The following is a 25,361-nucleotide window of genomic DNA, read 5'->3' as shown; positions in this document are numbered from 1 at the left end:
ATATATATATATATATATATATACTATCTGTACTAAAGCCTCTAAGTATAAGCAGTATAAATATTAAATGTACAGGAAGAAGAGTTTTCTGAAAAGCTTAAAGACCTCAACCAAGCTTTCCAGAAAACCTCTTCAAAGATGTTTTTCAAATACTGGTAGTATATTATCGTAGGACTGAAGTTGTTCCACAGGTATAGGTAATCAGGGCTGAGTAGATGTTTCTGGATCAACAGTTATAGTTGTTGATGCCTTCCTCTCAAGATAACTCTTGCTGTAATCTATTCCTAGCTCTATCCACATAGGAAGGTGATCTGACATCTGGAATGTACGCCAGGTTTTGTAATGCTTGGTACGTTCTTCAATATCTTTGTCTGAATACTTACTGCCCATTGCCTCAGCATATTCTTCTTCATCCTCCATCCTGTAGACGTATTTGAAGAAGTTGAATACCCCAGATTCGCACAGTTCCAGTTTGTCTTTCTGGTCAGGCGAAATGAACGCTATCTGGTCATAGTGTTTACCCTTCTTAGGGTCGTCTGCGATATTGGAAGTTACAGACTGGAGTTTCTTGGGAACTATGAACCCAGCGTCTATTATAGCCTTCATGGTCACATCCTTTGGGTTGAATATGTTAAAGTCCCCAAGAAGAATCATGTTCTTGGCCCAAGCGTGTTTATCCTTGGTCATATCAGCCAGCGTATTAGCTATTACCTGTATCTCCTCAAGTCTATTAGGGTCTACACTGATTCCCTTGCCATACAATATATGGTTTACGCACAAGGTAAACTTAAACCAACCAGATCTGAAACCAGCTAAATAGGGAGTTCGCGCAAGTTGATTGGCTGGGGTAAGCACCTTTTCCTTTGTCCTTTTAGGAGGAATAACTATTTCCCCTGCCAGCCCCCCAAAGCTAATCTTCCTGCTGTCATACAGGAATGTGAGCCTTTCGTCATTGCCCCTCATTCCTAAGGTTACATCTGTGTATACTACTTTCCACCAACCTCCCAGAATACTCATAAGCTTGTTCAGGAGCTTAAGGTTGGACCTAACCTCCTGGACAGCCACAAGGTCAAAGGCATTTATTATCTCTGCTATATAGTACAATGGCTCGTCAGTTCTGAGGCCTTGCTTTGAGTCACCAAACTCTCTGATGTTCCATGTCGCCAGTAGAATAGAGTCAGATACATTTCTCTTGGGGACCTTAGCTTCAGATAAACCTTGTTTAAGTCTGAGTAGCCCTTCTGCTGTTCTTTTGTCTTGGATTTTGGAATAATAAGGCATAGAATATATAATAGTTTTATTTGTATAATATTGATATGAATTTACTGGGAATATTAACCTTTGCAAGTACTTAGGGTAATTAATACTTGATGTTTATTAAAAGCCACAAATTGTCAATAAACAGTTGATATTAAACAAGATATATCTTGACTTTGTGGTTAATTTTTCATTTCTTTGCAGGGCCTTTAGGGGCGAAAAAAGTGCTACCAGAGTCTGTCTTGTCTTTACTAGGCTTAGACTAGAAGGTCAATAATAAGATACAGTATAAACATGCTTATCAGCTCCTTTCCAAACATCAAATCCCTTCCTTAGACTTTAATTTCAATCTGATCTCACACTGTATCTTCCTTAATCTTAGTCCTGAACTCTTAGTTTCTAAGAGGGTTAACTGACAAAGAAGCCTCTATCAATAATTTGTTATGTTCAATAATATAGATTATAGTTGGTAGAAGCTTTCCAATAAACCTAATCAAGAATGGTATGGAGAAGAGGGTTTATCGTTCATTACATACAATGGGCAAGTCAGAGAGCCTAGTCGTATAACAGGGTGACCTTCTCTCACATTTTAGTTGCCATGATTGGTCATAGCCTTGGGTGGCCACCTTCACGATGTCCCTACCATACCTTGAGGTGAGTTTATCGAGGGACTTCATCAGACTTGCATGCTTCTGCCTATCGACTGTGTCTAACAGATCATACTGAATCTGATGGTCAGGTACAATCTCAGTTAAAATCACACCAGTCTTCTTATACCTATATCCTGGCCTATAGATAGACTTCAGGCAAAGAGAAGCATAATGTATTAGTTCCAAGTCTGAATTGGTGGCTACAGGCAATGTAATAGTTTTGCTGTTGCTGTATTGTAGGTCATTCTCTGAGAAGTGGTTCGTCTGGATGAATACAGATATGACCCTTGCACAGCTCCTTTGTTTCCTGAGTTTCTTAGCACATTTGGCTGCATAGTTTGCTGTGGCTTCCTCAATCTGTGAGTACTCAGTCAAACGTTCCCCAAAGCTCCTAGAAGTGCAGATTCCCTTCTTAGGAGGTGCAATCTCGTCCAACTCCAAGCAGCTCTCCCCCCTCAACTCCTTTACTAATCTCAGGCCAACCACTGCCATATGCTTCTTTACCCATGAGTCTGGTCTAAGTGTGAAGTCGTAAGCTGTCTCAACGCCATGCTTTCTCAGCAGCTTTGTATACTGCCTCCCTACTCCCCAAACATCTTCAATCTTGGTAGCTTTCAATGCTTCTGAGATATGATAGGGATCAGTGAGGACAAGAACCCCTTTTGCTTTCTGAGACTTCTTAGCTAGCCTATTAGCCACTTTAGCGAGGGCTTTCGTAGGAGCAACACCTAGGCTAATTGGAATCTTAGTCCACTGCATGACGCTTCTCTTTATCTCCCAACAGTAAGCGTTCAAATCCCTTCCAAGTAGATTGGTAAGGTCAAGAAAACTCTCGTCAATTGAATAGACCTCAATGCTTGGAGCAAATTCACCAAGGGCTTGCATAACCCTGTGGGACATATCCCCATATAATACATAGTTGGAGGAGAAAGCATGTAGATCTCCAATCTCCACTAAGTCCCTAATTTGGAAAAAAGGAGTTCCCATCTGTATACCTAGTGCCTTGGCTTCATTGCTTCTGGCAATTACGCAGCCATCGTTGTTTGAAAGCACTACTAAGGGCTTTCCATTCAAGCTAGGCTGGAAAACACGTTCGCAGGAAGCGTAGAAGTTGTTGCAGTCACAAAGTGCGAAGAGCGTAGTCACAGCCTAATGGGTTTGTGGATGATCCAGGTAATCACCCCCCAAGACCTGAGCTCCATCTCACCAGTGATCTCTATGGTTTTGTAATTAGAGTTAGCTGGCTCCAGGAACAGCCTGTCTCCCTTCTGTCTGAAGGTTTTAGTGGTGAACTCACCATCTATGGAGCAGATGATAGGGTAGCCATCCTTTGGCTTCAGTTTGGAGTCAATGATCAGCAGGTCGCCATCGTTTATCTTCGCGTCCTGCATGGAGTTACCTCTAACCCTCATCATGAAGGTTGTTCCTGGATTTCTGATCAGGTGCTCCTTCAGGTTTATCATGTCCTCCAGATAATCATCTGCTGGGGAGGGGAAGCCTGCTGTGACGTAGGAGGAGTACAGTGGGAGTAGGATGCCTTCAAAGGACTCTAGAGATAGAGGCTCCAGGATGTTCTGGCTGGTGAGTTCTGGTGTTTCTTCGCTCATATCAACTTCGTTAGTATCTACATTAATACTAATAATGTTAGCAATTACGAAGAAATAGAATATATAAGCTAACTATATAGGTAATATTTCTAATATTGTTGGTAAGTAGTGTTGATAACCCCAAAAATGTTAGCAACTCATGTTATAATGAGTTCAAAACCTCTGGAACGTTATTGATGGGAGAGTTGACCAATGGAGAAACAGGATAGGCTTTCATCAGACCTGGATCATAAGGTTTAAGGAGGTCTATGTATTCAAATTGTTTCTGGTGGTTGTTCAGCCAAACCTCCTCTGCCTCAGGGGAGAGAATGACAGGCATACGCTCATGGATTGGTTTCACAAGCTCGTTGGCTTCTGTAGTGATAATTGTGTAAGTATGCTTAATCTCACCAGTTGACTTATCAACCCATTCGTCCCAAAGCCCAGCGAAGGTGAACAGTTCCTCACTCTTTAGTAATATCCTATAGGGGGTTTTATGGGAATCTGACATCTGCCATTCATAAAACCCATCAGCCAAGACAAGGCAGCGCTTTGATTGAAGGAGTTTTTTGAAGGACTGCTTCTCAGCTAGAGTCTCTGCCCTAGCATTGATAGGCTTATTCCTCAATGACTTTAAATCCTTAGCCCAGAATGGAATCAAACCCCACTGATACAGCTGTACCTTCTCTGGATGCTCATTGGTAATCACTGGTAGTCTCTGACTGGGAGCAGCGTTATAAGCTGGGTCATTAGTTACGCTAGTGTCCTTTAAGGCTAATCTATGCCCATTAGAAACTTTCTTAACTACACTATATCTTCCACACATTTTAAAACTCCCTTACTAAAAGTTTAACTGGAGAGAAAAAACACGCTTAATTTCATTTACCATTGCTTCTGGCAGACCAAGTATTTCAATGTCATTGTTCTTAACCCACTCAATACAATCTTCTCTTGTTAAGTTAGCCTTAGTAATGAATTCTGAAAGTGCTAAAGTAGTTGGACGACTCAGGCCAAGATCAATAAGTGATACCTGTGTCTTCATTGAAACTCCATATTCTAACCAACTATTTAAATCTGGCATTTCATCAACCAACTCACTCCTATTTATATTTGTTAAATGGTAGTTAAGAATATCAAGATAACAAGTAGAATATTTAGCGAATTTGAATCTAGCATAATTCTCTATCAAATCCAGCGTATTCCTGATTACAACATCAATGCTCTTGGTTTGATCTTTTCTTTTCCAATATTCATAACTCTTATTGATCATTATAGGAAGTGGCATTCCTCTCATCCAATTAACTACAAGAATTGCAAATGTTATTGACATCTTCAAAGAGTCCCCTGTTAGATATGTACTTATTGCATTTATAATAGGCTCATAAGAGTTATAAACAGCATCATCACTTTCTGGAGCTACTGGTATCAATACTTCTTTATCGCTACACCTTTTAAAATATTCTAAAAGATTCTGCTGAGCTAAAGCACTAACACCAGGATTCCTTAGAAGGATACTTTCAGGAACCTCTATGATATTCTTAGCTCTTATAAGTTCATTTTTTAATTCTGATGACATAGGATCATCTTGATCTAACGCTTGATCAAGATCGCCCTCAAGAAGTTTGGCTAGATAGTATGTAAAAGCATATTCAAGATTCTGTTTACTTCCATTAGACTCTCTTGGAGAATTAGACTCAATATAATTTATAAGTTCCCTAGTTTGAATCCTATCAATTGCCTTATATATTATTTGTTTATTTCTATTTGTTGAAGGAACGTTCTCCCATTTATGAGCATCGATACAAATAATATTACCCTGAAACTCTTTGCCTAATCGCCCTGCTCTTCCAGCTAAGTTCCAAAAATCATTTTCACTCATTGGTTCATTTTGGCCCCTAGTTGGTTTCAATATGAATATTGATCTTGCTGGTAGATTTACACCTTCTAGGAGTGTTGATGTGCATACCAAGAAATGAATCTCACCTATAGTAAAAAGCCTTTCTATTTCTTGTTTTACCAACAAAGGCATATTCCCATAATGAAATGCAATCCTTCTTCTCAAAGTGACAGCTAATTTATATTGAGGATGTACGACTTTATTTACAAGAGCAATAAGCTGCTTCAAATGTTCAGAAAGGATGATATCATCTGCTAAATCATAAAGCTGCAAAGCAAACTTTTCAGCGTCAGCTTGACCATTAGCATAGATCAAACTTCCTCCCAACTTACTAGATAAGCTATAAGCAACGAAAGGAAGAACTTTAGATGGTGGACTTGGCCTTTCAGGAAGTTTGAAATCCCCCAAATGAAATAACGTATCATTTAGGCACAGGGACATATTATACTCCTGAGGTTTACCTTTCTTTTGAGAAACAAAAAGTAAGTTTTGATTAACAGAGACGTAGTCTTTCTTGACTGGGGTTCTTGTAGCATTGTTTTTGACTACATCAAAGAGAATCTCAGGATTTGATGTGAAGGGACTTGAAAAATATACTTTCAATCCAGGAGATTCTTTTACTAGATCCTCTATCTTCTGCTGCAGAAGAATCCCTCTATACCCATCACCTATCTTTTGAGCTTCATCAACAATAAGTGTATCAAACTTAAAATAAGGATGGTTAGACTTAAACCAATGTAGTCGCTCCTGAGTAAATACGAATAAGTTAGATCTATACCTACTTGTGTCATGCACAAGCTTAGGTACAGAACTTATGAAAACATCTCTTCTATTAGTCTTAGAAAGTAATTCTTGAAACTCTTCTTCTACTTGACTTACAAGTGCTCTTGTTGGAACTAGATAAACAGTATTAATTTTAGTGTCTGGATTCATCAACTCATCCAACACAATCCTTGATAAAATAAACGATTTACCTGCTGATGTAGGAGCTGAAATGCTAATTACCTTTGACTCCTGTGTTGCATCATATACTGCTTTTTGAAACTTATTAATAGAGAATATAATATCATCAGAAGTAATAAAACTATTTTCAATATCTCGTTTAACTCCTTCTAGCCTTAATGTGATTGGAATTTGGCTTTCATATTCTTTTGGAAGGAGATTCCTTTCAATAGCAAGCGATATAGCTTGTTTATTAGTTAAACAGTTAAGAATAATACCTGCAGTTGTTCTTTGAACTTCAGTCGAACCTTTATTTACTAAACTATGCTGAGCAATCCTCAAGGCTGCATCTAAGCAGTTCTGATTTTCAGAATAAGCTAAAACACTGGCGCAAGACAGCATGTTATTCCAATCCACATCATTATCATCATCATAAAGATTATATAATACATTAAACTGATTAACTATTGACTCTTTCAAAATAGACATATGTTGTCTTTGAAAGCTAGGCAAAGCGAACACTTTTTCTGCGAGTCCTGATTTCATTATTTAAGCCCTATTTCTTTTAAAAACACTTTTCTAAATTCATCTACTTTTGGAAAGGGGATAAGAAACAGCTCAATATCGAATGAATGCAAAGGTGGGCTCTTTATTAATTTCTTACTAATACTCTCCACCCAAGAGTTTATAGCCAAAGATGCTTCTTTAAGTAAATCACCTATTTGTTTTATATTTGGGCCAGAAGGATACATGTCATAATCAAATCCCAACATGCACACAGCGCAATTTTTTACCTTATTATAATTAGTGCTATCTTTATTTAAATAGTCTAGAATAGCTTCCTCTAGTTCTTCGTCTATTAAGTCTAAATTAGAAGTGATTAGTTGTATCTCCCTTTGATATGGTGTTCCACTTCCTCCTGTTGAAACCAAATACTTACCTACGCTTTTAAAACAATCGCTGACAGCACTTGTAATCGATTTATGCATTTTTGACTCACCCCAATAAAGTGCCAAACCTCCACTTGTGTCATCATACTTCACATGAATACCATCAACACCGTGAATATGCATTTCACTACTTGTTTTAAGAGGCATCTTACATAGTAGCTGTGGCATTTTAAGATATTCTTGTGTTAAAAGATATAACATAAGTTCTCCACCCTCACCTGATTTATCTAAGGAGCTTAGTAAATCCCTTGCTATTTTGTTGAGCTTTACAACTGATGAAGTAGTATTATTCTTGCTGTCTAAATCTTTAGCTTTTTGAATTTCACTTCTGGGTATACAATAATCTAAAAGTCTATGTGAGATGAAAGCTGCAAAATCAGCAACTCTTGGGGAGTGATCTCCATCAAAGTTTATCAAATAACAATGTACTTTTGCTTTCGTACCATTAACAGCTACTTCTTTCTTCACCTCCTTTAAGAAAGCATCCATATTAGTACCCTTTCGAATTAGTTTATCAAAAGAGTCTGGTTTTAGAATATCCATTTAAATTCAATATGTAATAAGATGTAGATTGATTGCTTTAAGATAGACATAATATCTAATACTTAAGATGCTTAGGTATATTGGTTATTATATACCTAAGCATCTTCTTTTTTCTACTAAGTTAACAAAATCGCAGTTATCCTAGATACCACATAGTAGAGGCTTGCTTCACTGCATCTAGCATTTGACAGGAAAAGTCTAAGGCATTTACAGACCTATCAAGGAACTGGTCTATGTAAGTTGACTTGTTAGCCCCAGTAAACAGGTTATATAACTTCCAGAGGTTTATCCTGCCATCCTCTTGCCTGCAGAAGTTCACGTCCTTGTAGTAGTCCCTACAAACTGATGTAAGCTGTGAATCACCATACAGCAACTCAGGTATCTGCTTCTTTTGTGCAGATGGTAAGTGTGGGTACATTCTACATCGCCCCAACAGCTGAGCGAACTGCTGCTCTGAGATGGAATGCTCTGCAAGTGATTGCATATGGCTTAGATGAAGATGTTGGTCATAAGAACCCAGCAGCTGGTAAATGGCAGAGTGTAGCTGCTCAGAGGAGCTAACCCTTAAGTCTCCCAGAAAACCATCAGTCCTTACACAAAGATTAGTGCAAACTGTGTTCTGGAACCCAATAAACACTTTGAAATGCTCAGCAGCCCCCTTTTTGTTGTAGAGGTTGTCTAAGTTATAGGCCTTTACTCCTCCAATGGTTAGGTTCAGCTTATTGCCTTCTATGGTATCATAAATGGAAGGTATCTCAATCACAAACATCATTCGTTCATAGTAGAGGGTTTTCTCCCAATCCTGTAGTTGGTTAGCAGGCTTGTCCTTCGCATCTGGAATCCTGCCCTTGATGGGATGGCTACAACGAATAGAAGGACTAAGTATCTGCTCCCCTTTGAAGATAGATGATACTATAGCATTAGTAGTTTCAATAAACTCATACTGACTAACTAGTGGCTCATTGTCTTTGACGTAGACAGGAATGATATGGTCCTGCTGAAGCTCAGAAAGAGAAACAGATAGTGTATTAGCCTCTATAAAAGCAGAAGAGGTAGATTGCTGGTCTACCTCTGGGTTTCTGGTTACTGTGAGCCTTGTTTCTGGCTGTGTGTGCAGCCTCATTAGTTCGTTTTCCATGTAAGTTTTTCGTTAAATTAGGATTAAACTTGTCCAAGCAGCTAGAATTGTAACTCTTCAGCTTCAGGTATTGGAGTACTTCTGTACACCAGCATCAGGTCTTCCACTATCTCGATGATGTGTATAAACCTACTGTTGAGTTCAGAGAACTTCTCTTCCTCCTGATGCCTAGTATGGTGTATCAGCAGACATAAGACTGAGGTAATTTCTGAAAGCTGGTTAAGTGGAACAAAAGCCAAGCAGTTGTTGAATCGCTTACTGATGGCTTCTAATTGGTTTATCAAGTCCATTGAGAGGGTTTATTGGTGAGTTGTGAATTGAGCAATAACATAAAAAGGGTAGCCACCTGCTGATACAGATAGGCTACCCTTACATCATCCAGTTGCGACTCATGATTCTGGCTACGTTTCTTTCAGTGGTTTTTTGTTAAAGGAGAGACCATCTCAAAGAACTATGGCCTAAGAAATACAGCATAACTCCTGTTAGCCTAGCAGCTAACTTCTTTTAAGTCTGGTAATGACCAGATTAGTAGGTGGCTTGTAACTGAAGTGTGAATGTGGGTAGTATCTATCTTTGATGCAGTAGGTAATAGTATTAGAAGCACCTCGTAAAACCTCTTCGACATCTACAGAATCACCAACTTTTAAATCACCCACAGCTTCAATACAGACCACTTTGAAAGGGCAGGTAACCCTTACCAGTTTGTACTTGGTCAGAAATAGACAGCTTCCTTCATCATCGACATATTCTCCATAGGTTGATACCTCCTGCATTGTTTGTTGTCATTGTTTATGGTCAAATAAAAAAAGGGCAGCCAGTGGCTACCCCTTCATGCTTATGCTGCTCTCATGGAGAAAACCTCTTGCTCCATGGTGCGCTCAGTTGGGTTATAGTAGTAGGCATGTGTTAAGGTAATTACCTCTCCAGTAGATGGTATGGCGTACTCATAGGGGTCGCACTCCATCTTCTCAATGCTTCCTGGTAAGGTCTTTCCAATCAATCCCTGACAAATTACCTCGTTGAAAGTACAGGAAATAGTAGTAGTCCTGGCTGTTGCATAATACCTTCCAGTCGATTGAGACTGTACCATTTCAACATCTCCCTGGAGGACAAGGACATTAAATTGTTGGTCATCTTTTGTTCGAGTTTTAAAGCCAATAATCGTTACCATAGTAGTATGAATAAAAAGTTATACATATGCGAAGGCACCCTGCCAACACAAAATCAAGTGAGGGGGGCGACTTATATAGTATCTCGCGTATGGGGTGGGGTAGAAAAAAATAAAAAATTTGAGCCAATTGATATATTCAAGAAGCCTATCATGCATACTTAGCTTGATTATTTCTACTATTGTGAATAGTCTGATTGACCTTAAAAAGTATCTAGATAAGATGAGTGGTAACCTTAAGACAAAGAATATTTCCCTGGACACAAGTTTCATAGAAGCTCAAAATTTCATTAATGGGAATATTATTAAAGAGCTTGGTAAGTTTGGCAGAGAGAAAAGAATCAGCATTTACATGACTGATATTACTTTAAAAGAGGTGCATGCTAGATTTAGAAAGAATCTGCTCCAACTAGAAGAAAAAATAAAGAAGCCACTCAATACTTTAAAAAGTGCAGGGTTCATATTAAAGAACTTTAATACTTATGATGCACTTTTCAACTTGCCTAATTATGACACAGAATCTCTTCTGCAAGACTTTCAGGCACAGTTTGAGAATTGGATAAAAGTTTCAAGAATCACAATAATCAATACAGCTCATTTAACAATTGGGGATGTATTCAATGATTACTTTTCTAATAATCCTCCTTTCAGAGAAGGTGAAAAGAAACATGAATTTCCAGATGCATTTACTTTAAAGGGTCTAGAAGACTACTTTTCAAAAAAAGGGGAAAGTACATATGTGATATCGCCTGACAAAGACCTCCAAAGTAAGACCTCGAAAACATTAATTGTTGTTGCAGATGGGGGGCTTTTACTTGATACTGTTAATAGAACGAGTAGCAATCTTCACGACCAAGAGCTTATAGATAGCATTGAGCAGCTCTTCAAGGTTAATAAAGATTCATTGCTTAAGGACCTTGAACTTGACATAGAATGGTATATAGAAAATGAATTAGTTAACTCTCCTGATTATTTTTTAGTCTCGAGGAAAGTGACTAATGTTTCTAATACTGGTTTTGAGGAGTTTTTGATTACACAGTTAGACGAAAAGGGCGCTGTCGTTACAAGTAAAACTACCATTTCATTTACTGCTGAACTTTCCTTCTTTTATAACAATAAAGCTTTATATGACCCTGAGCATAATTCTTGGTTTAGCAGTGATAATACGAATTACCAAAAATCAATTGTTTATTCTAAGGCAATTCCAGTAACCTTAATTGTTTATACCAAATCTGAGCATAGCATTAGATATGAAACCATCAAATTAAGCTCCTTGAATAACAGTTACCCATTAGGGATTTATGAATTAGCAATGTTCAATCGAACCCCATAAAGGATTACGCGTTGCATGGGCTAGCCCTATTGCACTACTATTTTATATTCTCTATATTCAACATGACGTTAAGAGGCGGTTTAGATGAAAGCTATATTAATACAATGTGAAGATTGTAGCTAAAGCTAACTAAGAAGTTTTCTTTAAGATTTAAGCCACCCTTGAGAACTTGCTTAAGCAAGTTTATTTAAATTATCACAATTGTATTTTGTCTTTATTTTAACAAGAGATATGGTTATGATGTATTTAATGGCAAATGAAATATATTAATGCATTTAACCATAATCAGCTGTCTATAATTACTGTAAATAGAAGATAATAATTAAGATGAAATTTAAAAATAACCTAAGATTGTCTGAAGAACAAATAGATGAATTGTGGAAAGAAGCTATTTTTGTATTTGACACCTCAGCTATCCTTGATTTTTATTTATTGACAAAAACACAGAGAGAGGCCATCTATAATGATGTTTTCCCAAAGTTAGCAAAGAGGCTATGGGTTCCAGATCATGTTAAGTTTGAATATTCTAAAAATAGAATAAAGTCTATAGGAAAACCCATTGAGGAGAAGTACGCTCCTTTGAAATCTACTGTCAGATCATTAAAGCATAAGGCTGATTCAGAAATATTAAGAACTTTCAATATAATCAAAGAAGGCACAAGAGATTCTAATATACATCCACACCTAGATCAAGTTTATTTCAATGAGTTTGATCATATTTTAGACAAGTTTATAAAGGATTTAGAAAGATTTAAAATAAACCTTCTTAAACAAATTAAAGCTGTGTCAGATGAAGTATCAAGTACTAAAGACAATGATGATGTCCTTAATGCCCTTGAAGCAAATTTCGAAGTTGGGAGGGAGTATTCCTTTGAAGAAATAATCAGCATTTCACTTGAAGGAAAACATAGATATGAGTTCAAGATACCACCAGGATATGGTGACTTGTATTCAACAGAGAAGAAAGGCACACAAATTTTTGGAGATCTTATTATTTGGAAACAGATACTAGAGTTTTCAAAGGAAAAAGGATCATCTATCATATTCATTACTAATGATGTTGCTAAAGATGAAGATTGGTGTTATACTAATAAAAAAAATAATGAAATAATTAGTCCTAGAGAGGAACTTATAAAAGAGATACGTGATCATTCTAAAGTGAATTTTTGGATGTATAACTTATCTCAATTTATTTCGAACTCTAACAAATACCTGGATGCTTCTATTGAATACACTACTATACAGTATATAAACCAAGCTTTAAGTCAAAAGCGGAAAGAATTTAATTTTACTACATTTATAAATTTAAATAACGAACAAAAGGTTGAATACCTGTTTAAGTATCGCAAAATTGAGATGCATGATCAATTTGACTCGTATTTAGGACAGTTAGCCTATGATGAGTTATTATACAAAACAGAAGAGTTAAGATACGATGAATCCAATCCTGGCTTATATATCGATTCAATAGGTTTTGAAAACACTAAAGAAAGAGTCTCAGACTTTAATACATACACTATTAAATATATAGATAAAGACAAGGCAGTAATTGAATGTAGAGTGCATTTTAATTACGAAGCCACAATTACATTATTGAATTCAAATGAAACCTCTAACAACCCTGTTGAAGTAAAACAAAAAATTCTATATAACAATAATATACCATTTGAATTTGAACTTAAATTAAACCCAATAGATGAAAATGACTATGTATTTTCACTAACCTCAGTAAATAATGACTTGCCACTTGAGGTTTATAATAAAGGATTGAAGATTCCTGTCATATAAATGAATTTTAACAACTTGTTTCATAAATAGATTTACTACAAATAAATTTGAGTTCATATAAAATTCATTTGCACCTATGAGATTAAAAATGAGAATAGGTAGGCAGGGTAACTACTTAAACAATAATCTAATTAGAAACATAATAAATAGGGCCCACTAGTATAGTGAGCCCTATAGTTTCCATACATTCTATGGTGTTTTACCCATATTAGGCTACCCTGCCTACCCTGGTATAGATCCTGAGTTAGAATCACGATCTGGTTGTTTCAAGGATACAGCATACTTCTGCAAACCTCCCTTCTTATATGCTTTATACCCATGTTTCTTCAACGCCCTACCTAGGCGTTGAATGGTTGCTGAGTTTACTGCCAAGCTGCTCACCTTAGTAGCTAAAAGGCTAGCTATTTGGGTGGTCGTGTAAAACAAACATCCTGAATCTCCTTCTTTTGCAGGTAACAACTCCTCTAACACAAGGTCTTCTTCAACTGTTGAGCGCTGAAATTTACTGTTATTCTTTTCTAGCTCTTTGATCTCTTCTTTGTCTAGCCAATGCTTAAAGCCCTGATTGAACAGTGAGTATGCTTGGGCATACACCTTATCCATGTCAACCTTGTGTTGGTAATCGAACTCTAATGCCTCAAAGCAGAGAAATCTACGTGAACCTGTACTGTCATTAAGGAATTGGCTTGAGTTTACAGAACCTGCGAATGATGCCCTCCTTGGCAGATCTTCTGAGTTTCTTCCATATGGGCGACGAAGCTTTATCTGTGGTTTAGTGATAAGCTCCTTCAAAGCACCAACCTCACTGCTGTTCAGATTCTCTAGTTCATCTAGATTTATAATCATGCAGTTTGACAGGTAAATGAATGTGTCCTTGTTTGTAGGATTGATTGTACCAGTATAAGTGTAGGTTCTCAGTTGCTTTGGCATTAGGTTAAGTATCCAAGTGGTTTTACCAACTCCTTGTTTTCCTGAAAATATAAGGGCTGTTTGGTTTACAGCATGGGGTGGTATGGCAGAGCCAACTATACCAACTAACCACTTCTTCAGCAGACGCTGAAACAATGCATCATTGTCAGTTTTTACTGTGTTTGCTAGGTCTGCAATATGATCTGTTTTCTGGTCCCATTTAGGTAAAGTGGTAAAGTAATCCTTTAGGGGGTCAAACTCCTTGCTGAAGTTTGAGTGGAGTATTGCTCTTAAGGATGAGAGGCTGCAGGTAGCTTTAGCATACTCTAAATCACTATTCTTTTGGATCTCCCTCCAAAGGCTATTCTCGTCACGATCTTGCAAGGATATAAACTTGTTGTCTTTCTTTCCTTTAAACTCCAGCTGACCTGTGACAACGTTATGCCTGAAGTCATATCTTTTGTTAAGGTATTCCTCAATCATAGCAGTGTTATTGCTTGAGGAGGGTTTTTCTGGAAGCTGGCTCTTGCTGTGAAGTGAAAGCTCCTCCATGAATTGCGATGTATCTAAATTGTTTAAATCCATTGTGTAGGGGTTTATTCTCTGGTCAATAATGTTCAGGGTTCAGAACTATGGCTATTATTTGACCAAAGGATATAATAAGGTTTTCGAAAGAGGCCTCCTGCTCGCTGCTTTGGTAAGCATGATTTGTGCAGGAAGCCACCTTTCTGAATAGAAATGGGAGAAAGTGCTATTTTAACACTACTCTCTTTTTAATGGAGATATCAAAATCCCCTCTTAGAATCTTAATCTGATATCCTTCAAAGTCAGGTTCATTCTCTAACCCAATTGAAAAAGACCTTTGACCAGGAATATTGGGTCCCTCATTCTTTTCGACGATTAGTTTTGCTATATCTAATATTTCCAATATCTCTACTTTAGAAAGGAAGTTATTTTCACTCTGTATGCTTGACATTTTGTGTACTTAAAAAGTTGACAATAGTGTGCCTGCCCAACCTAGCAGAGGCACTTACTGCTGGTTGGTAATGCAAATGTCACGAATGGAATTTGGTGTAAGGGGTTACAGGGGGGTTACTTTGACTGTTTGGTATTTTCAGCCATTTCTTTGTTTAAATCTTCAATTATAGACTGAAGCAGTTGTGTCAAGGAGTGTAGTTCTTTGTTTCGTTCTTTCTTTGGTTCACCTTCTTCATTTAAACCATCCTTAATATAGCCAATCTTTCCAAAGCCATTTCCTCTAAGGCTTTGAGATGAGTGACCTGTAAGCAAATGAATAAATTCTGCTAAGGGCTTATCACCATAATCAATTATAGCCCCATATTCTCTCAGATAGTCAAACAAAAGAGCTGTTTGTCTAAAGTTTAGACGACCTGCTTTTAAATTATGGTCTCTTAATTTGAAGCCTTCAGGAAGGTTTTGAATTCTACCTTCTATCTTATTCTTCTCTTGAGCAGGATTAGTATCTAAGAAGGGAGCTAGTTGATTTTGGATTTGAGCCTTAAAAGACTCTAAAACTATTATGGTATCTACGTATTGCGAGGAGGTAGAAGGAAGGCTGAACCAATGATTTATAGCAGAATCTAATTTGTTGAGTACGATTTGGGTAAACTCCTTCCTGTCAGAGGCTGAGTCCATTGATAGAACTCTTTCGTCCATATACGTTGATGCATTCTTTAACAGGGCTTCAATATGAGACCTAAGAAACACAGGAAAAGATATAACGTGCTCTACCTCCTTGTTATCAGGATAAGTCAAGAAGCTATAATTATAAGTATCCTTTACCTGGTCATGTTCAACAGAGAAAGCATGTTGGGGAGGGCCAAACCTACTCCTCAAATCTTCGATTCCATCTTCTGAAAGTAAGTAAATTAAGTTAGTGATAGGATTCATAGAGAGTAGGAAGGGGTATAAACACTAAGTTGAAATGGAACACTTTTATCCCAAAGATACTTCATCAAGTTAATCTCTCTACTTTGTAGGTTACAACCAGTTTAGTCATATCACTGCTAACCTTTGTGTCTAACACCTTTGGCTGTAATAATTTATTACTCCTGCTTTAAAGCATCTAGCTGGAGGTTACTTGCATTGTTTCTGTAATACACTCACGCTTAATGTTGCCTCTGCTGATGTTTGATAGTTGTCATTGTTAATGCAGAAGTAAAGTGTATTTATGCCTTTGGGTATAGCGAGATGACGAGTATCCTGAGGCGTGTTGCTCGCATACCATACAATAGACTCTTTTTCAAGTATCGACCCTTTCGTCTGAAGGAAGTATTCTGCATTCTCTTTGCTCGTGGTAATGAAATAATGGCATTTAGTGCTTACTACTGGAGCTTTTGAGTTTTGGGCCTGTCTCATTGCGCTGGCACCTGCTAAAAGCATCTGGCTGGTACCTAATGTTGCTGGAATAGAGGCCAGTGTTGCAACAGTAGCCCATGTTACAGGAGGTTGGCCCTCATCCCTTATGTCCAGCTTGTAGACTAACCCATATGAGTTTTCTGGTATGCTGATGGTTTGGACTGTCCTTGAGCTCCCTGAGTCAAAGTATGGTAGGAGCTTTGCCCTGGTTAGGGGTAGGGTTTCGACAAACTTATACTTACAGACCACTTGGGTTCCATTCTCGTGCCACATGCGCATGTCCTCTTGCGCTACTCCATCTTTGTAAGTGGCGATAGACTGGACCTTCCCATTTGAGTACCAATAGGTACAAAGTCCTGTAGGAACGTCAGGAGCTTCCCTTGAGAGCTTCCCTTCCCACTGCTTCTTCCAGGAAGGATAATAGAAGTCCCTTACTGTCCCATAAGGAACACCTAGAGCTGTACGCTTTATGATACGTGCGTATTTGATGTCTTCCTTCAACTCTGTCTCCTCCCAATCTTGATCAAAGAACATGGTATCAGTGGTTAGTATAATGGGTTGCTTTGCCTTTGAAGTTTGGGCTAGGGAGCTAAAGGCGAACAGGAATATAAAGGCTGAAAGAAGATGTATCTTCATGTGGGTCAACTGGAAGGTACTTAGATTAATTGTAGCTACATTGAGGAGCTAGTTCTTACTGGTTCTGTTAGTGTTTATCAGCACTGTGTTTTCCTTAGCTGCGCTCCCATAGATTGCCTTTGCAGCCTCCTCCTTCAGCACTACCACATCCACCAAGTCTGATGGGTGTAGATTTTTGAGCTTGGCAATTTCTTCCTCGACAACCAGAAAACCATCCTTCACGAATAGATACGTCGATGGGGCTTGCTCATAAGCTTTCAGCCTATCAAGCAGAGAGTTGAAGAGCTGCTGCTTCAGTTTAGCTTTCTGGCTATTGGTGGTGACCTTTATGACACCATCTTTCGCAGCTTCACCATAAGTCATAATGAGATAATCGTTATTCTCTTTGCTGTTCTCAACAAGCTCTACAGATTCTACATCTTCCTGGTTTACATAGTGTTTCAACGAATCTTGGGGTGTAGGTCTGCCATTTAGGAATATCAAAGGCTTCTTGCCCTTAAAAGCATCTAAGGGAGAGCTGTTAGAAGCTAGTTTTCTAGCGTTAGGATTACAACCTGTAAGTACAATCAGGAAAAGGATGAACAGAGAAAGGTGCTTGGTCATGTTTTTAGAAACTGAGAGTAGTAGGCACACTCTAGTAGCACTTCTTACAAGGTCGTCTACTGAAATTATTCTCTGCATCTGAACGTGTTACTGCTGAGATGGTGTGTGTGCACCTGTTTAGTCCACTACATGAGGAGGAACTATGGTAGGCATAAGCGCTCCCTCCTTCACAGATATAAACTTTAGGGGTTGTTCTGGTAGCTGCCTTCTTGGTGGGTGATTTCTTTTGAGTGGTCTGTGTACTCTGGGCTATGCTAAGTACTGGCAATAGCGCCATTAATAGTATAAGTAGCTGTTTCCTCATCTGTTACTTGCAGATACATTAATGATACTAAATATAGTAAAAATATGGTAAGTCATACTTATGTATTGCAAACAATCAGAACCTATATGGTTATAGGGTATGTGAGCAGGAAAAGACCATTGCTTCTCCTGCTCTAAAGGTGATGCAATACCTTAAGGGACCTCAACCTTATATGTATCAACCAAATTAGCCATATCCCTACTCACCTTTGTATCCAATACCTTAGCATATATCTGTGTTGTTTTAATGCTAGTGTGACCCAGCATCTTCGAAACAGTCTCCAAAGGAACACCATTTTGGAGGGCTACAGTAGTAGCAAAGGTATGTCTACCTAAATGGACTGTAAGGTTCTTTGTGATGCCACAGAGGTCAGCTATCTCCTTCAAATAAGCATTGAACTTCTGGTTAGATGGCACTGGCAACAGACAACCAGACTTTAGAACCTTTGGATGGTTTTCATATTGTTGAAGAATACGCTTGGCTGGAACAAGTAATGGAATGCATGAATTGACATCTGTCTTCTGCCTGTCCCTGAATATCCACTCTTTCCCATCTACCCCTATACCTAAATTATCTTTGGTGAGCTGCTTTACATCAGTAAACGCCAGACCAGTATAACACGTGAATAAGAACATATCCTTAACCACGTTCAGTCGTTCAGAAGAGAACTCTTTTGATTCAATAAGAATAAGCTCTGAATCCAGTAGTGGCTTCACTATCTTCTTCTTCAGATGGATTGAGTATTCGCTGAATGGGTCCCTGTTGATATAGTCATAGCGAAGTGCCATAGTAATTACCTTCTTCAGCTTGACGATATGCTTAACAGTACCATTCTGACCACACCCTCCTTTCGTTTTAAGGTACAGCTCATAACCACTGACAAACTTGTAGTTCACATCTTTCAGCTTAATGTCCACTAGCCCCAGATGTTCTTTTACGTAGGCATAGATATGCTTCTGGGAAGATATATAGCTCTTATAGGTGTCTTTGTTGAGGTCCACCCCTATTTTAGCCTTCACATCATCCAACATCTTATCAAAGAGCTGTAATAAAGTGTATCCTTCTTCTTCAATTCCTAGAACACCATTCTTTATAGAACTTGAGGTAATAGGCTTTCCTAGAGAAACAAGGTTATTATACTCCTGTTTAGCTTTAATCTGAAGAAGCTCAATCGTTTCGTTAACAGCTTTAGCTAAATCGCCCTTACCCTTTACCCTACCTCTCCTACTGTCCCATTGAGTTGGTTTAACGAAGTGCTTGGTTGAGATTTCCAGCGATTCCCCATCTACTGTTATCCTTACATAGATAGGTACTTCACCCTGTTTGTTTGCTTTGCTCTTCCTAATTATAGAAGATACTGTGAAAGTGTGTGTTGATTTCATGGTCTTTGAAGGCGACCACTACCATAGATACTAAGCTATAAGTTATTACTTATCAGTGTGTTTTGAATAATCTAGTGACCTCATCGTCTATAATTACCAAGGTCACTGGATAGGTCATTAAACTAGACGCTAAAGAGCATAAAAAAGCTCCACAACTTTCGTTATGAAGCTTTTTCTTCTGTCAAGCAGAGAGAGAGGGATTCGAACCCCCGGACCCGCAAAGGTCAACGGTTTTCAAGACCGCCGCAATCGACCACTCTGCCATCTCTCTAAATGTGACACAAAAGTAATGGTTGGAAGTGTACCTGTCAAGTGCCGCGCCGCATTTTTCTAAAAATTTAGCCGATTTTTCACTCCTCAGAAGCTTAATTCCTGAAAATCACGCCACTACCCGTCAAAAATATTTTAGAAATTTTTCCTTCCTACCGCATTAAGAAGGCAGTTTCGGTTTTGGACATGTTTTCGGGAAAGAGGCTTAAAACAGGTCAGACCTTTCCGCGCACCAAACGCTTGGTCAAGGCGTCTATGCTGATGTTGACTTCAAAACCCACGATCAGGCTCATGCACACGAAATCCAGCCACACCATCAAACCAATCAAGGCCCCGATGGACCCGTAGAACTTATTATAAGAGTCAAATTTGCCGATGTAGAGCGAGAACAGCCAGGACACCAGGAAGATGAGCACCGTGGCCACCACCGATCCAGCCGAGACGAAGGGCCATTTGTCATGCACCGCCGGCACGTAGTAGTAAATCATGGACGTGGCCAGAAAGAACAGCAGCACCACCGCCACGTACTTCACAGAGACAATGAGCCCGTAGGTAAACGCCTCGGTCACCACCTCGTAGAACACCAGCGCATCCAGAATATACGTCCCGAAGAAGATGGCGCCAATGGCCAGAAACAAGATCAACGCCAGGGCAACGGTGAGCAGCGTGGCGATCATCCGCTTGCGCAGGTAGGTTCTGCGCCGGAACGTCTTGTACTTCTTGTCAAAGGCATCCATGAGGCTCATGATGCCGTTGGTGGACAGCACCACCGCAAACAGAAAACCGAAGGACAGCAATCCGCCGCGCGGCTTGTTCACGATGTCTTCAATGGTATCGGCGGCGGCCACGTAGATCTCGGGCGGCATGATGTCGCCCAACAGGGTCAGGATGTCGCGGTCCAAATGCCCGACGGGGATGTACGGGATGAGCGTGAACAGGAAGATGATGGTAGGGAAAATAGCCAGCGTGAAGTTGAAGGCCATGTACGAAGAACGCTTGGTGAGGGAGTCCATCTTCAGCTCCTCCATCATGACCTTGAGCACGTGGTAGACAGACACCTGCTCCTCCCCGAAACGGAGCCGTTTCAGGAAGACGATGAGTCTCCGGTACCATCTATAGTGGGACAGGCGTTCGTAGAGGTTCATGCCGTGTAGTACGGGTCTAGTTTGGCATGAATATACGCAGGAATTGCCGTGGGTCGGCTGCTTTTCATGTCTACAAACACCATGATGGTCTCCCCGATGTTCAGGAGCTCCTGGGCCTCGTTGTAGACCTCGTACTCAAATTTGATGCGGGCACCCTGCGGCTTGGTTTTCAAGAGCAGTCTCACGGTGAGCAGATCATCATAGCGGGCCGGCCGGATGTACTTGCACCGCAGTTCCAGCACGGGCATCATCACACCTTCGGCCTCCATCTCTTTGTAATTGATGCCCAACTGCCGGAATGTCTCGGTACGGGCCACTTCATAGTAGGCCCCGTAGTTTCCGTAGTAGACGTAGCCCATTTGGTCGGTCTCGGCGTAGCGCACGCGTATCTGTACTTCTGATGTAAACACAGTTCTTCTTGGTTAAGCATCTTCCGTTTACAGCCTGTTTTTCAGAAAATGCCGCTTAAACGGATGATGGAGTGAAGTTTACCTAGCCTGGAAAGCAACACGTTCGCAGGACCAGATTTTCAGGTTTAGTGAAACACATGCTTTTTCTTGGGCAGTGCTTCCTCTGGGTGATAGATGGCGTTCAGGCGTTTGGCGTTCTCTTCTACGGTGTCTGGGAAACCGGCAGCTTTGCGACGCTCATTCACGTGCTTACTGTCTTCAATAGGCCAGATGACCATTCTCCCGTCTTCCCGCCCCATGGAAGTAGCCTGTGTTCCATAGATTTGCTTCTTCGCATCAAACATAAGCATCTGGTCTTCCATCATGGCAGCATCGGTGGTGCTTGCTTCCCCTTGCTGGGCCATGCGTTTCAAAGCAGGAAGGTACTTTCTAATGACAGAGGCCGGAGCATGCTGCACCACCAGAAACAAGCCATCGGCGGCCTTCTCCCCTATCTTACTTTTAGGCAGCCAGCCGTATTGCTGCAAAATCGTTAGTACCTGGATCTGGTTTACGGAGTCTACCTGCTGCATCTTCCGGAAAAAAGCATTCTGGTCTTCTTCCTTCACGTTGTCAAATCCTTCGCGTACTGCCTGGTCTGTGTCATAGATTTTCTCCAACTCCGTGCGCAGCGAATCATACGGAATAGAGGCAGACGTTCTCTGCTCCGTCTGCCCGCAGGCGGTCATCGCAACACAAAAGAAAAGAATAACCGAAGAGAAAGCTTTTCCCATATTCAGAAGTTTTTACAAGCGTAAGCTGCCGGGCGTTTCAGGCCCATTTACTAAAAAACGGCCCTGAAACGGACTACCGCATGATGTTGCGCTGGTTCATGGCCGCGTGGAAGCGCTGGGCGTTCCGCCGGTGCTCGGCCTCGGTCACCGCAAACGCGTGGTAACCGGAGAAATCCTCCTTGGCGCAGAAATACAGGTACTCGTGCTCCTCGGGGTTCAGGACGGCGTTGATGGAAGTGATGGACGGCAGGTTGATGGGGCCGGGCGGCAAGCCTTTGTTCAGGTACGTGTTGTACGGCGAGTTGGTCTTCAGGTGCACGTTGAGCACCCGGCGGATGGTGAAGTCACCGGTGGCGAACACCACGGTTGGGTCGGCTTGCAGGGCCATGTTGCGCTTAAGGCGGTTCAGGTAAACACCGGCAATACGTGGCCGCTCATCGGCGTGCACGCTCTGCTCGGCCTGCACGATGGAGGCCAGAATAGAGACTTCCTTCTGGGAAAGCCCAACGTCCTGCGCTTTGGCTTTGCGCTCCTCGGTCCAGAAGTTGTCGTATTCCTTTTTCATGCGCTCCATCATGTCCTCAGCGGAGGTGGTCCAGTACATCTCATAGGTGTTGGGGATGAACATGGTGAGGATGGTGGTGGTGTCAAAGCCCAGCTTCTGGGTGTAGGCGGGGCTGTTGAGCAAGGAATCTATCTTGGCGGGCGAGGCGTTGATGAAGGTGCTCAGCTTCTGGGCCAGGTCTTTTTTGAGGCGCACGTTGGTGTACGTCAGCTTTACGGGGTCCTGGTCACCGGAGCGCAGCTTGGCGATGAGTTTGTAGTTGGTCATGCCATCCTTCAGCTCGTAGCGGCCGGGTTTCACCAGCTCAGGGTAGTCCATCAGCTTGGCCATGAACCGGAGCGACAGGCGGTCAATGATCACTTTTTTGGAATCGATGGAATCCATGGCCTGCTCATAGGTGGCGCCGTTGGGAATGAGCACGTACACCGGCTCGCCTTTGTTCTCCACGTTGGGCGTATAGACAATCTGGTAGGCGTAGTAGGAGAAGCACACGAAAAGGAACATCAAAACCACCAGGACATAGGTCCACTTGCTGGTCTTCCGGGGCTTGCGCGATCCTCTGGGACCCCGCGTGACAGGTATGTTTTGTTCTGACATAGACCGCAAAGGTAAGAATTTAATGTGCTAATGAGTAAATGTGCTGATGTGCTAATCAGTTCTTTGAAACCTCTCCACCTGCCCAAGGTTTCAACCCCTGAGATCCAGGCATTCTGCTTTAGGGCTGTTTTCTGAAAATCGACTTAAAAACGGAAATTTGGGTTTAAGCGTATGCACTGAAACGTTAGAAGAAAATACTTCTTGAAGCTAAACTATATACTTAGACATTTGGCCTACCAACTTCAATGGAGGTTTGTAGGCCAAATCCCAAATTATCACATCAGCACATTAACTCATTAGCACATTAAACCCATGGCACAGGCTACTTTTCTTCGGATTCACCCAGACAACCCTCAAGCGAAAAGCATTGCCCAGGCAGTGGACATCCTCCGGAAAGGCGGGTTGGTCATCTACCCCACCGATACTATTTATGGCTTAGGCTGCGACCTGCACAATGCCCGGGCCGTGGAACGGCTCTGCCAGTTGCGGGGCATCAATCCGGCCAAGGCGCATCTTTCCTTTATCTGCCATGACCTGACCCACATCTCAGACTACGCCAAAATCTCCACCCAAACCTACAAGGTGATGAAAAAGGCGCTGCCGGGTCCGTTCACCTTTGTGCTGGAAGCCAGCAGCAAAGTGCCTAAGTTAGGCGGCAAACGGAAAGACACCGTGGGCATCCGGATTCCGGATAACAACATTTCCCTGACGCTTGTCCGGGAGCTGGGCAACCCCATTGTGTCTACCTCCATCCATGACGAGGACGAGGTAATTGAATACACAACTGACCCGGAGCTGATCTATGAGAAATACCGCAACCACGTGGACCTAGTCATTGACGGCGGCTTTGGCAACAACATCGCCTCTACGGTGGTCAACTGCGAGAACGATGAATTTGAGGTCCTCCGCCAGGGCGCCGGCGATATTGAAGAATTTCTGTAGAAATCCTCAGTCCTGATTCTTCAGTTCTGAGTCCTTAGTCTTGAGTTCTGAGTTGAATTTAAGACGGCATTTTGGCCTTGTTTTGGAAAAACTGGTCCCAAAGCAGAGCGGCTGGCAAGTTGAAACTTGTCAGCCGCTCTGCTTTTCTGGTTGCTCATCCATCTGAAAGCGTTTTCACCCCGAGAACACTCCCTTACTCTAAACTCAAGACTCAGGACTCTGAACTCAGGACTCAGGATTATCGGCCTTCGGACGCTGATGCTTCCAGCGCTTATGCGACCACAGGTATTCAGCGGGATATTGTTCCACAAAGGCTTCCAGTCGCTGGGCGAAGGCTTCGGTGAGCGGATGGCCTTCCTCTTTCACGCCCTGGGCGGGCGGCGGCAAGAGCTCCTGGAATTCTATTTCATAATAGCCGCGCCTCAGGTGCCGCATGCCAATAAAGAAAGAAGGGTACTTGAAAGAACTCCTTAGTTTCTCGGCGCCTACATAGAAGGGCGTGTCTTGCTGCAGGAAGGTGGTCCAGTACTGGATCTCGCCGTACGGAGGCACCTGGTCTGAGAGCAGGGTGAAGATGCGGTTCTCGGCTTTGTGCCGGATCAGGTGCCGGAGCGTGTCTTTCATGCGCACCAGATTGATCCCGAACCGCCCGCGCATGAACTTCATAAACTCCTCAAAAAAGGAATTGGCCAACGGTTTGTACACCCCGTCAATGGGGTCCGAGAAAATGGTATTGCCCGCCGCCGACATATACTCCCAGTTGCCCAAGTGCGCGCCCAGCACCAGCACCGAGGTGCCCTGGGCCAGTTGCGCCTCCACCTTTTCCTTGCCTTTGGAATAAACCCGTTTCCTCAGCTCGGCGGGAGACAGCGAAATCAGTTTAAGCGATTCCACCATGATGTCGGTGAGGTTCAGGAAAAACTGCTTCTCAATTTTCAGGCGTTCTGCTTTGCTTTTCCGCGGAAAGGAGCGCTCCAGGTTCTGCCGCACCACTTTCTTGCGGTACCCGATAACGTAGTACAGAACCCAATAGAGAAAGGTGGAGATGGCGTACAGCACCGGGAACGGCAGCAGCGAAATCCCCTTCAGCAACCACCAGAGGGGAAGCTGGCTGGCCTTCAACTCAGGACGGCTGTACGGATTGGTGGACGGTTTATGGTGCATTTTCTGAAAACAGGGCAAAAACAGGAAAGG

Annotated in this window: 22 protein-coding genes and 1 tRNA gene; 3 read left to right on the top strand and 20 right to left on the bottom strand. The window is 41.4% G+C overall.

Annotated elements, in window-relative coordinates; translation table 11 throughout:
• Nucleotides 1–201: 201 nt before the first annotated feature.
• From H7U12_RS17030 to H7U12_RS16995, 8 genes are all read right to left on the bottom strand, one after another.
• On the bottom strand, nt 202–1,281 hold the full coding sequence (locus H7U12_RS17030; RefSeq protein ID WP_186640240.1) for an endonuclease/exonuclease/phosphatase family protein: 1,080 nt from the start codon (nt 1,279–1,281) through the stop codon (nt 202–204).
• Between the two features lie 494 nt (nt 1,282–1,775).
• Entirely contained in the window at nt 1,776–3,053 is a 1,278-nt protein-coding gene (locus H7U12_RS17025; RefSeq protein ID WP_186640238.1) for a Y-family DNA polymerase, read from the bottom strand.
• Nucleotides 3,050–3,514, bottom strand: a complete 465-nt coding sequence (locus tag H7U12_RS17020; RefSeq protein WP_186640236.1) for a LexA family protein — start codon at nt 3,512–3,514, stop codon at nt 3,050–3,052. The genes H7U12_RS17025 and H7U12_RS17020 overlap by 4 nt, the downstream gene beginning before the upstream one ends.
• 142 nt (nt 3,515–3,656) lie before the next feature.
• Nucleotides 3,657–4,319, bottom strand: a complete 663-nt coding sequence (locus tag H7U12_RS17015; RefSeq protein ID WP_186640234.1) for an SOS response-associated peptidase — start codon at nt 4,317–4,319, stop codon at nt 3,657–3,659.
• Between the two features lie 15 nt (nt 4,320–4,334).
• A complete protein-coding gene (locus H7U12_RS17010; RefSeq protein WP_186640232.1) occupies nt 4,335–6,878 on the bottom strand; it encodes a DEAD/DEAH box helicase in 2,544 nt (847 codons plus the stop codon).
• On the bottom strand, nt 6,878–7,750 hold the full coding sequence (locus H7U12_RS17005; RefSeq protein ID WP_206683943.1) for a HamA C-terminal domain-containing protein: 873 nt from the start codon (nt 7,748–7,750) through the stop codon (nt 6,878–6,880). The genes H7U12_RS17010 and H7U12_RS17005 overlap by 1 nt, the downstream gene beginning before the upstream one ends.
• Nucleotides 7,751–7,961: 211 nt before the next feature.
• Nucleotides 7,962–8,963 carry a DUF3871 family protein gene (locus H7U12_RS17000; RefSeq protein WP_186640228.1) on the bottom strand — a complete coding sequence of 334 codons (1,002 nt, stop codon included), beginning with the start codon at nt 8,961–8,963 and terminating at the stop codon, nt 7,962–7,964.
• Nucleotides 8,964–9,798: 835 nt separating this feature from the next.
• Nucleotides 9,799–10,134, bottom strand: coding sequence for a hypothetical protein (locus H7U12_RS16995; RefSeq protein WP_186640226.1), 336 nt, complete (start codon nt 10,132–10,134; stop codon nt 9,799–9,801).
• A 220-nt stretch (nt 10,135–10,354) separates the two neighbouring features.
• Between H7U12_RS16995 and H7U12_RS16990 the strand changes: the two genes are divergently transcribed.
• Together H7U12_RS16990 and H7U12_RS16985 are read left to right on the top strand one after the other, a co-directional pair.
• Nucleotides 10,355–11,464, top strand: a complete 1,110-nt coding sequence (locus H7U12_RS16990; protein WP_186640224.1) for a PIN domain-containing protein — start codon at nt 10,355–10,357, stop codon at nt 11,462–11,464.
• Between the two features lie 327 nt (nt 11,465–11,791).
• Nucleotides 11,792–13,252, top strand: a complete 1,461-nt coding sequence (locus H7U12_RS16985) for a PIN-like domain-containing protein (protein ID WP_186640222.1) — start codon at nt 11,792–11,794, stop codon at nt 13,250–13,252.
• Nucleotides 13,253–13,474: 222 nt separating this feature from the next.
• On the opposite strand, the gene H7U12_RS16980 is transcribed toward H7U12_RS16985, so the two are convergent.
• From H7U12_RS16980 to mltG, 11 genes are all read right to left on the bottom strand, one after another.
• Entirely contained in the window at nt 13,475–14,746 is a 1,272-nt protein-coding gene (locus H7U12_RS16980; protein WP_186640220.1) for a VapE domain-containing protein, read from the bottom strand.
• 166 nt (nt 14,747–14,912) lie between these two features.
• Nucleotides 14,913–15,137, bottom strand: a complete 225-nt coding sequence (locus H7U12_RS16975; protein WP_186640218.1) for a hypothetical protein — start codon at nt 15,135–15,137, stop codon at nt 14,913–14,915.
• Nucleotides 15,138–15,253: 116 nt separating this feature from the next.
• A complete protein-coding gene (locus H7U12_RS16970; RefSeq protein WP_186640216.1) occupies nt 15,254–16,072 on the bottom strand; it encodes a hypothetical protein in 819 nt (272 codons plus the stop codon).
• Between the two features lie 186 nt (nt 16,073–16,258).
• Complete coding sequence (locus tag H7U12_RS16965) at nt 16,259–17,176, bottom strand: toxin-antitoxin system YwqK family antitoxin (RefSeq protein ID WP_186640214.1); 918 nt, start codon at nt 17,174–17,176, stop codon at nt 16,259–16,261.
• A 48-nt stretch (nt 17,177–17,224) separates the two neighbouring features.
• Nucleotides 17,225–17,779: a hypothetical protein gene (locus tag H7U12_RS16960; protein ID WP_186640212.1), complete on the bottom strand. Its 555-nt coding sequence runs from the start codon at nt 17,777–17,779 to the stop codon at nt 17,225–17,227.
• 456 nt (nt 17,780–18,235) lie between these two features.
• A complete protein-coding gene (locus H7U12_RS16955) occupies nt 18,236–19,465 on the bottom strand; it encodes a site-specific integrase (protein WP_186640210.1) in 1,230 nt (409 codons plus the stop codon).
• A 186-nt stretch (nt 19,466–19,651) separates the two neighbouring features.
• Nucleotides 19,652–19,736, bottom strand: a tRNA-Ser gene (locus tag H7U12_RS16950).
• Nucleotides 19,737–19,950: 214 nt separating this feature from the next.
• Complete coding sequence (locus tag H7U12_RS16945) at nt 19,951–20,880, bottom strand: YihY/virulence factor BrkB family protein (protein ID WP_186640208.1); 930 nt, start codon at nt 20,878–20,880, stop codon at nt 19,951–19,953.
• Nucleotides 20,877–21,290, bottom strand: a complete 414-nt coding sequence (locus H7U12_RS16940) for an acyl-CoA thioesterase (RefSeq protein ID WP_186640205.1) — start codon at nt 21,288–21,290, stop codon at nt 20,877–20,879. The genes H7U12_RS16945 and H7U12_RS16940 overlap by 4 nt, the downstream gene beginning before the upstream one ends.
• A gap of 125 nt (nt 21,291–21,415) precedes the next feature.
• Nucleotides 21,416–22,063 (bottom strand): DUF6624 domain-containing protein, encoded by a 648-nt coding sequence (locus tag H7U12_RS16935; protein ID WP_186640203.1) that lies wholly within the window; start codon nt 22,061–22,063, stop codon nt 21,416–21,418.
• Nucleotides 22,064–22,136: 73 nt separating this feature from the next.
• Nucleotides 22,137–23,225 carry an endolytic transglycosylase MltG gene (gene mltG, locus H7U12_RS16930; RefSeq protein WP_186640201.1) on the bottom strand — a complete coding sequence of 363 codons (1,089 nt, stop codon included), beginning with the start codon at nt 23,223–23,225 and terminating at the stop codon, nt 22,137–22,139.
• A 312-nt stretch (nt 23,226–23,537) separates the two neighbouring features.
• Here mltG and H7U12_RS16925 point away from each other — a divergent pair, with 312 nt between their 5' ends.
• Nucleotides 23,538–24,167, top strand: a complete 630-nt coding sequence (locus H7U12_RS16925; protein WP_186640199.1) for an L-threonylcarbamoyladenylate synthase — start codon at nt 23,538–23,540, stop codon at nt 24,165–24,167.
• Between the two features lie 225 nt (nt 24,168–24,392).
• On the opposite strand, the gene H7U12_RS16920 is transcribed toward H7U12_RS16925, so the two are convergent.
• Complete coding sequence (locus H7U12_RS16920; RefSeq protein ID WP_186640196.1) at nt 24,393–25,331, bottom strand: lysophospholipid acyltransferase family protein; 939 nt, start codon at nt 25,329–25,331, stop codon at nt 24,393–24,395.
• Between the last annotated feature and the right edge of the window lie 30 nt (nt 25,332–25,361).

The sequence above is a fragment of the Rufibacter sediminis genome, from assembly GCF_014269285.1.
GTDB lineage: Bacteria > Bacteroidota > Bacteroidia > Cytophagales > Hymenobacteraceae > Nibribacter > Nibribacter sediminis.
The sequence above is the reverse complement of the archived record's forward strand: the minus strand, read 5'-3'. Positions and strand labels throughout refer to the sequence as shown.

Bases quoted from the DNA above. Each gene is read 5' to 3' on its own strand.
- H7U12_RS16935 (WP_186640203.1), bottom strand. From the start codon at position 22,063: ATGGGAAAAGCTTTCTCTTCGGTTATTCTTTTCTTTTGTGTTGCGATG.
- H7U12_RS16975 (WP_186640218.1), bottom strand. From the start codon at position 15,137: ATGTCAAGCATACAGAGTGAAAATAACTTCCTTTCTAAAGTAGAGATA.
- H7U12_RS16925 (WP_186640199.1), top strand. From the start codon at position 23,538: ATGGCACAGGCTACTTTTCTTCGGATTCACCCAGACAACCCTCAAGCG.
- H7U12_RS17015 (WP_186640234.1), bottom strand. From the start codon at position 4,319: ATGTGTGGAAGATATAGTGTAGTTAAGAAAGTTTCTAATGGGCATAGA.
- H7U12_RS17000 (WP_186640228.1), bottom strand. From the start codon at position 8,963: ATGGAAAACGAACTAATGAGGCTGCACACACAGCCAGAAACAAGGCTC.
- H7U12_RS16965 (WP_186640214.1), bottom strand. From the start codon at position 17,176: ATGAAGATACATCTTCTTTCAGCCTTTATATTCCTGTTCGCCTTTAGC.
- H7U12_RS16955 (WP_186640210.1), bottom strand. From the start codon at position 19,465: ATGAAATCAACACACACTTTCACAGTATCTTCTATAATTAGGAAGAGC.
- H7U12_RS16990 (WP_186640224.1), top strand. From the start codon at position 10,355: ATGAGTGGTAACCTTAAGACAAAGAATATTTCCCTGGACACAAGTTTC.
- H7U12_RS16995 (WP_186640226.1), bottom strand. From the start codon at position 10,134: ATGGTAACGATTATTGGCTTTAAAACTCGAACAAAAGATGACCAACAA.
- H7U12_RS16980 (WP_186640220.1), bottom strand. From the start codon at position 14,746: ATGGATTTAAACAATTTAGATACATCGCAATTCATGGAGGAGCTTTCA.
- H7U12_RS17010 (WP_186640232.1), bottom strand. From the start codon at position 6,878: ATGAAATCAGGACTCGCAGAAAAAGTGTTCGCTTTGCCTAGCTTTCAA.
- H7U12_RS16985 (WP_186640222.1), top strand. From the start codon at position 11,792: ATGAAATTTAAAAATAACCTAAGATTGTCTGAAGAACAAATAGATGAA.
- H7U12_RS16970 (WP_186640216.1), bottom strand. From the start codon at position 16,072: ATGAATCCTATCACTAACTTAATTTACTTACTTTCAGAAGATGGAATC.
- H7U12_RS16960 (WP_186640212.1), bottom strand. From the start codon at position 17,779: ATGACCAAGCACCTTTCTCTGTTCATCCTTTTCCTGATTGTACTTACA.
- H7U12_RS17030 (WP_186640240.1), bottom strand. From the start codon at position 1,281: ATGCCTTATTATTCCAAAATCCAAGACAAAAGAACAGCAGAAGGGCTA.
- H7U12_RS16920 (WP_186640196.1), bottom strand. From the start codon at position 25,331: ATGCACCATAAACCGTCCACCAATCCGTACAGCCGTCCTGAGTTGAAG.
- H7U12_RS17020 (WP_186640236.1), bottom strand. From the start codon at position 3,514: ATGAGCGAAGAAACACCAGAACTCACCAGCCAGAACATCCTGGAGCCT.
- H7U12_RS16945 (WP_186640208.1), bottom strand. From the start codon at position 20,880: ATGAACCTCTACGAACGCCTGTCCCACTATAGATGGTACCGGAGACTC.
- mltG (WP_186640201.1), bottom strand. From the start codon at position 23,225: ATGTCAGAACAAAACATACCTGTCACGCGGGGTCCCAGAGGATCGCGC.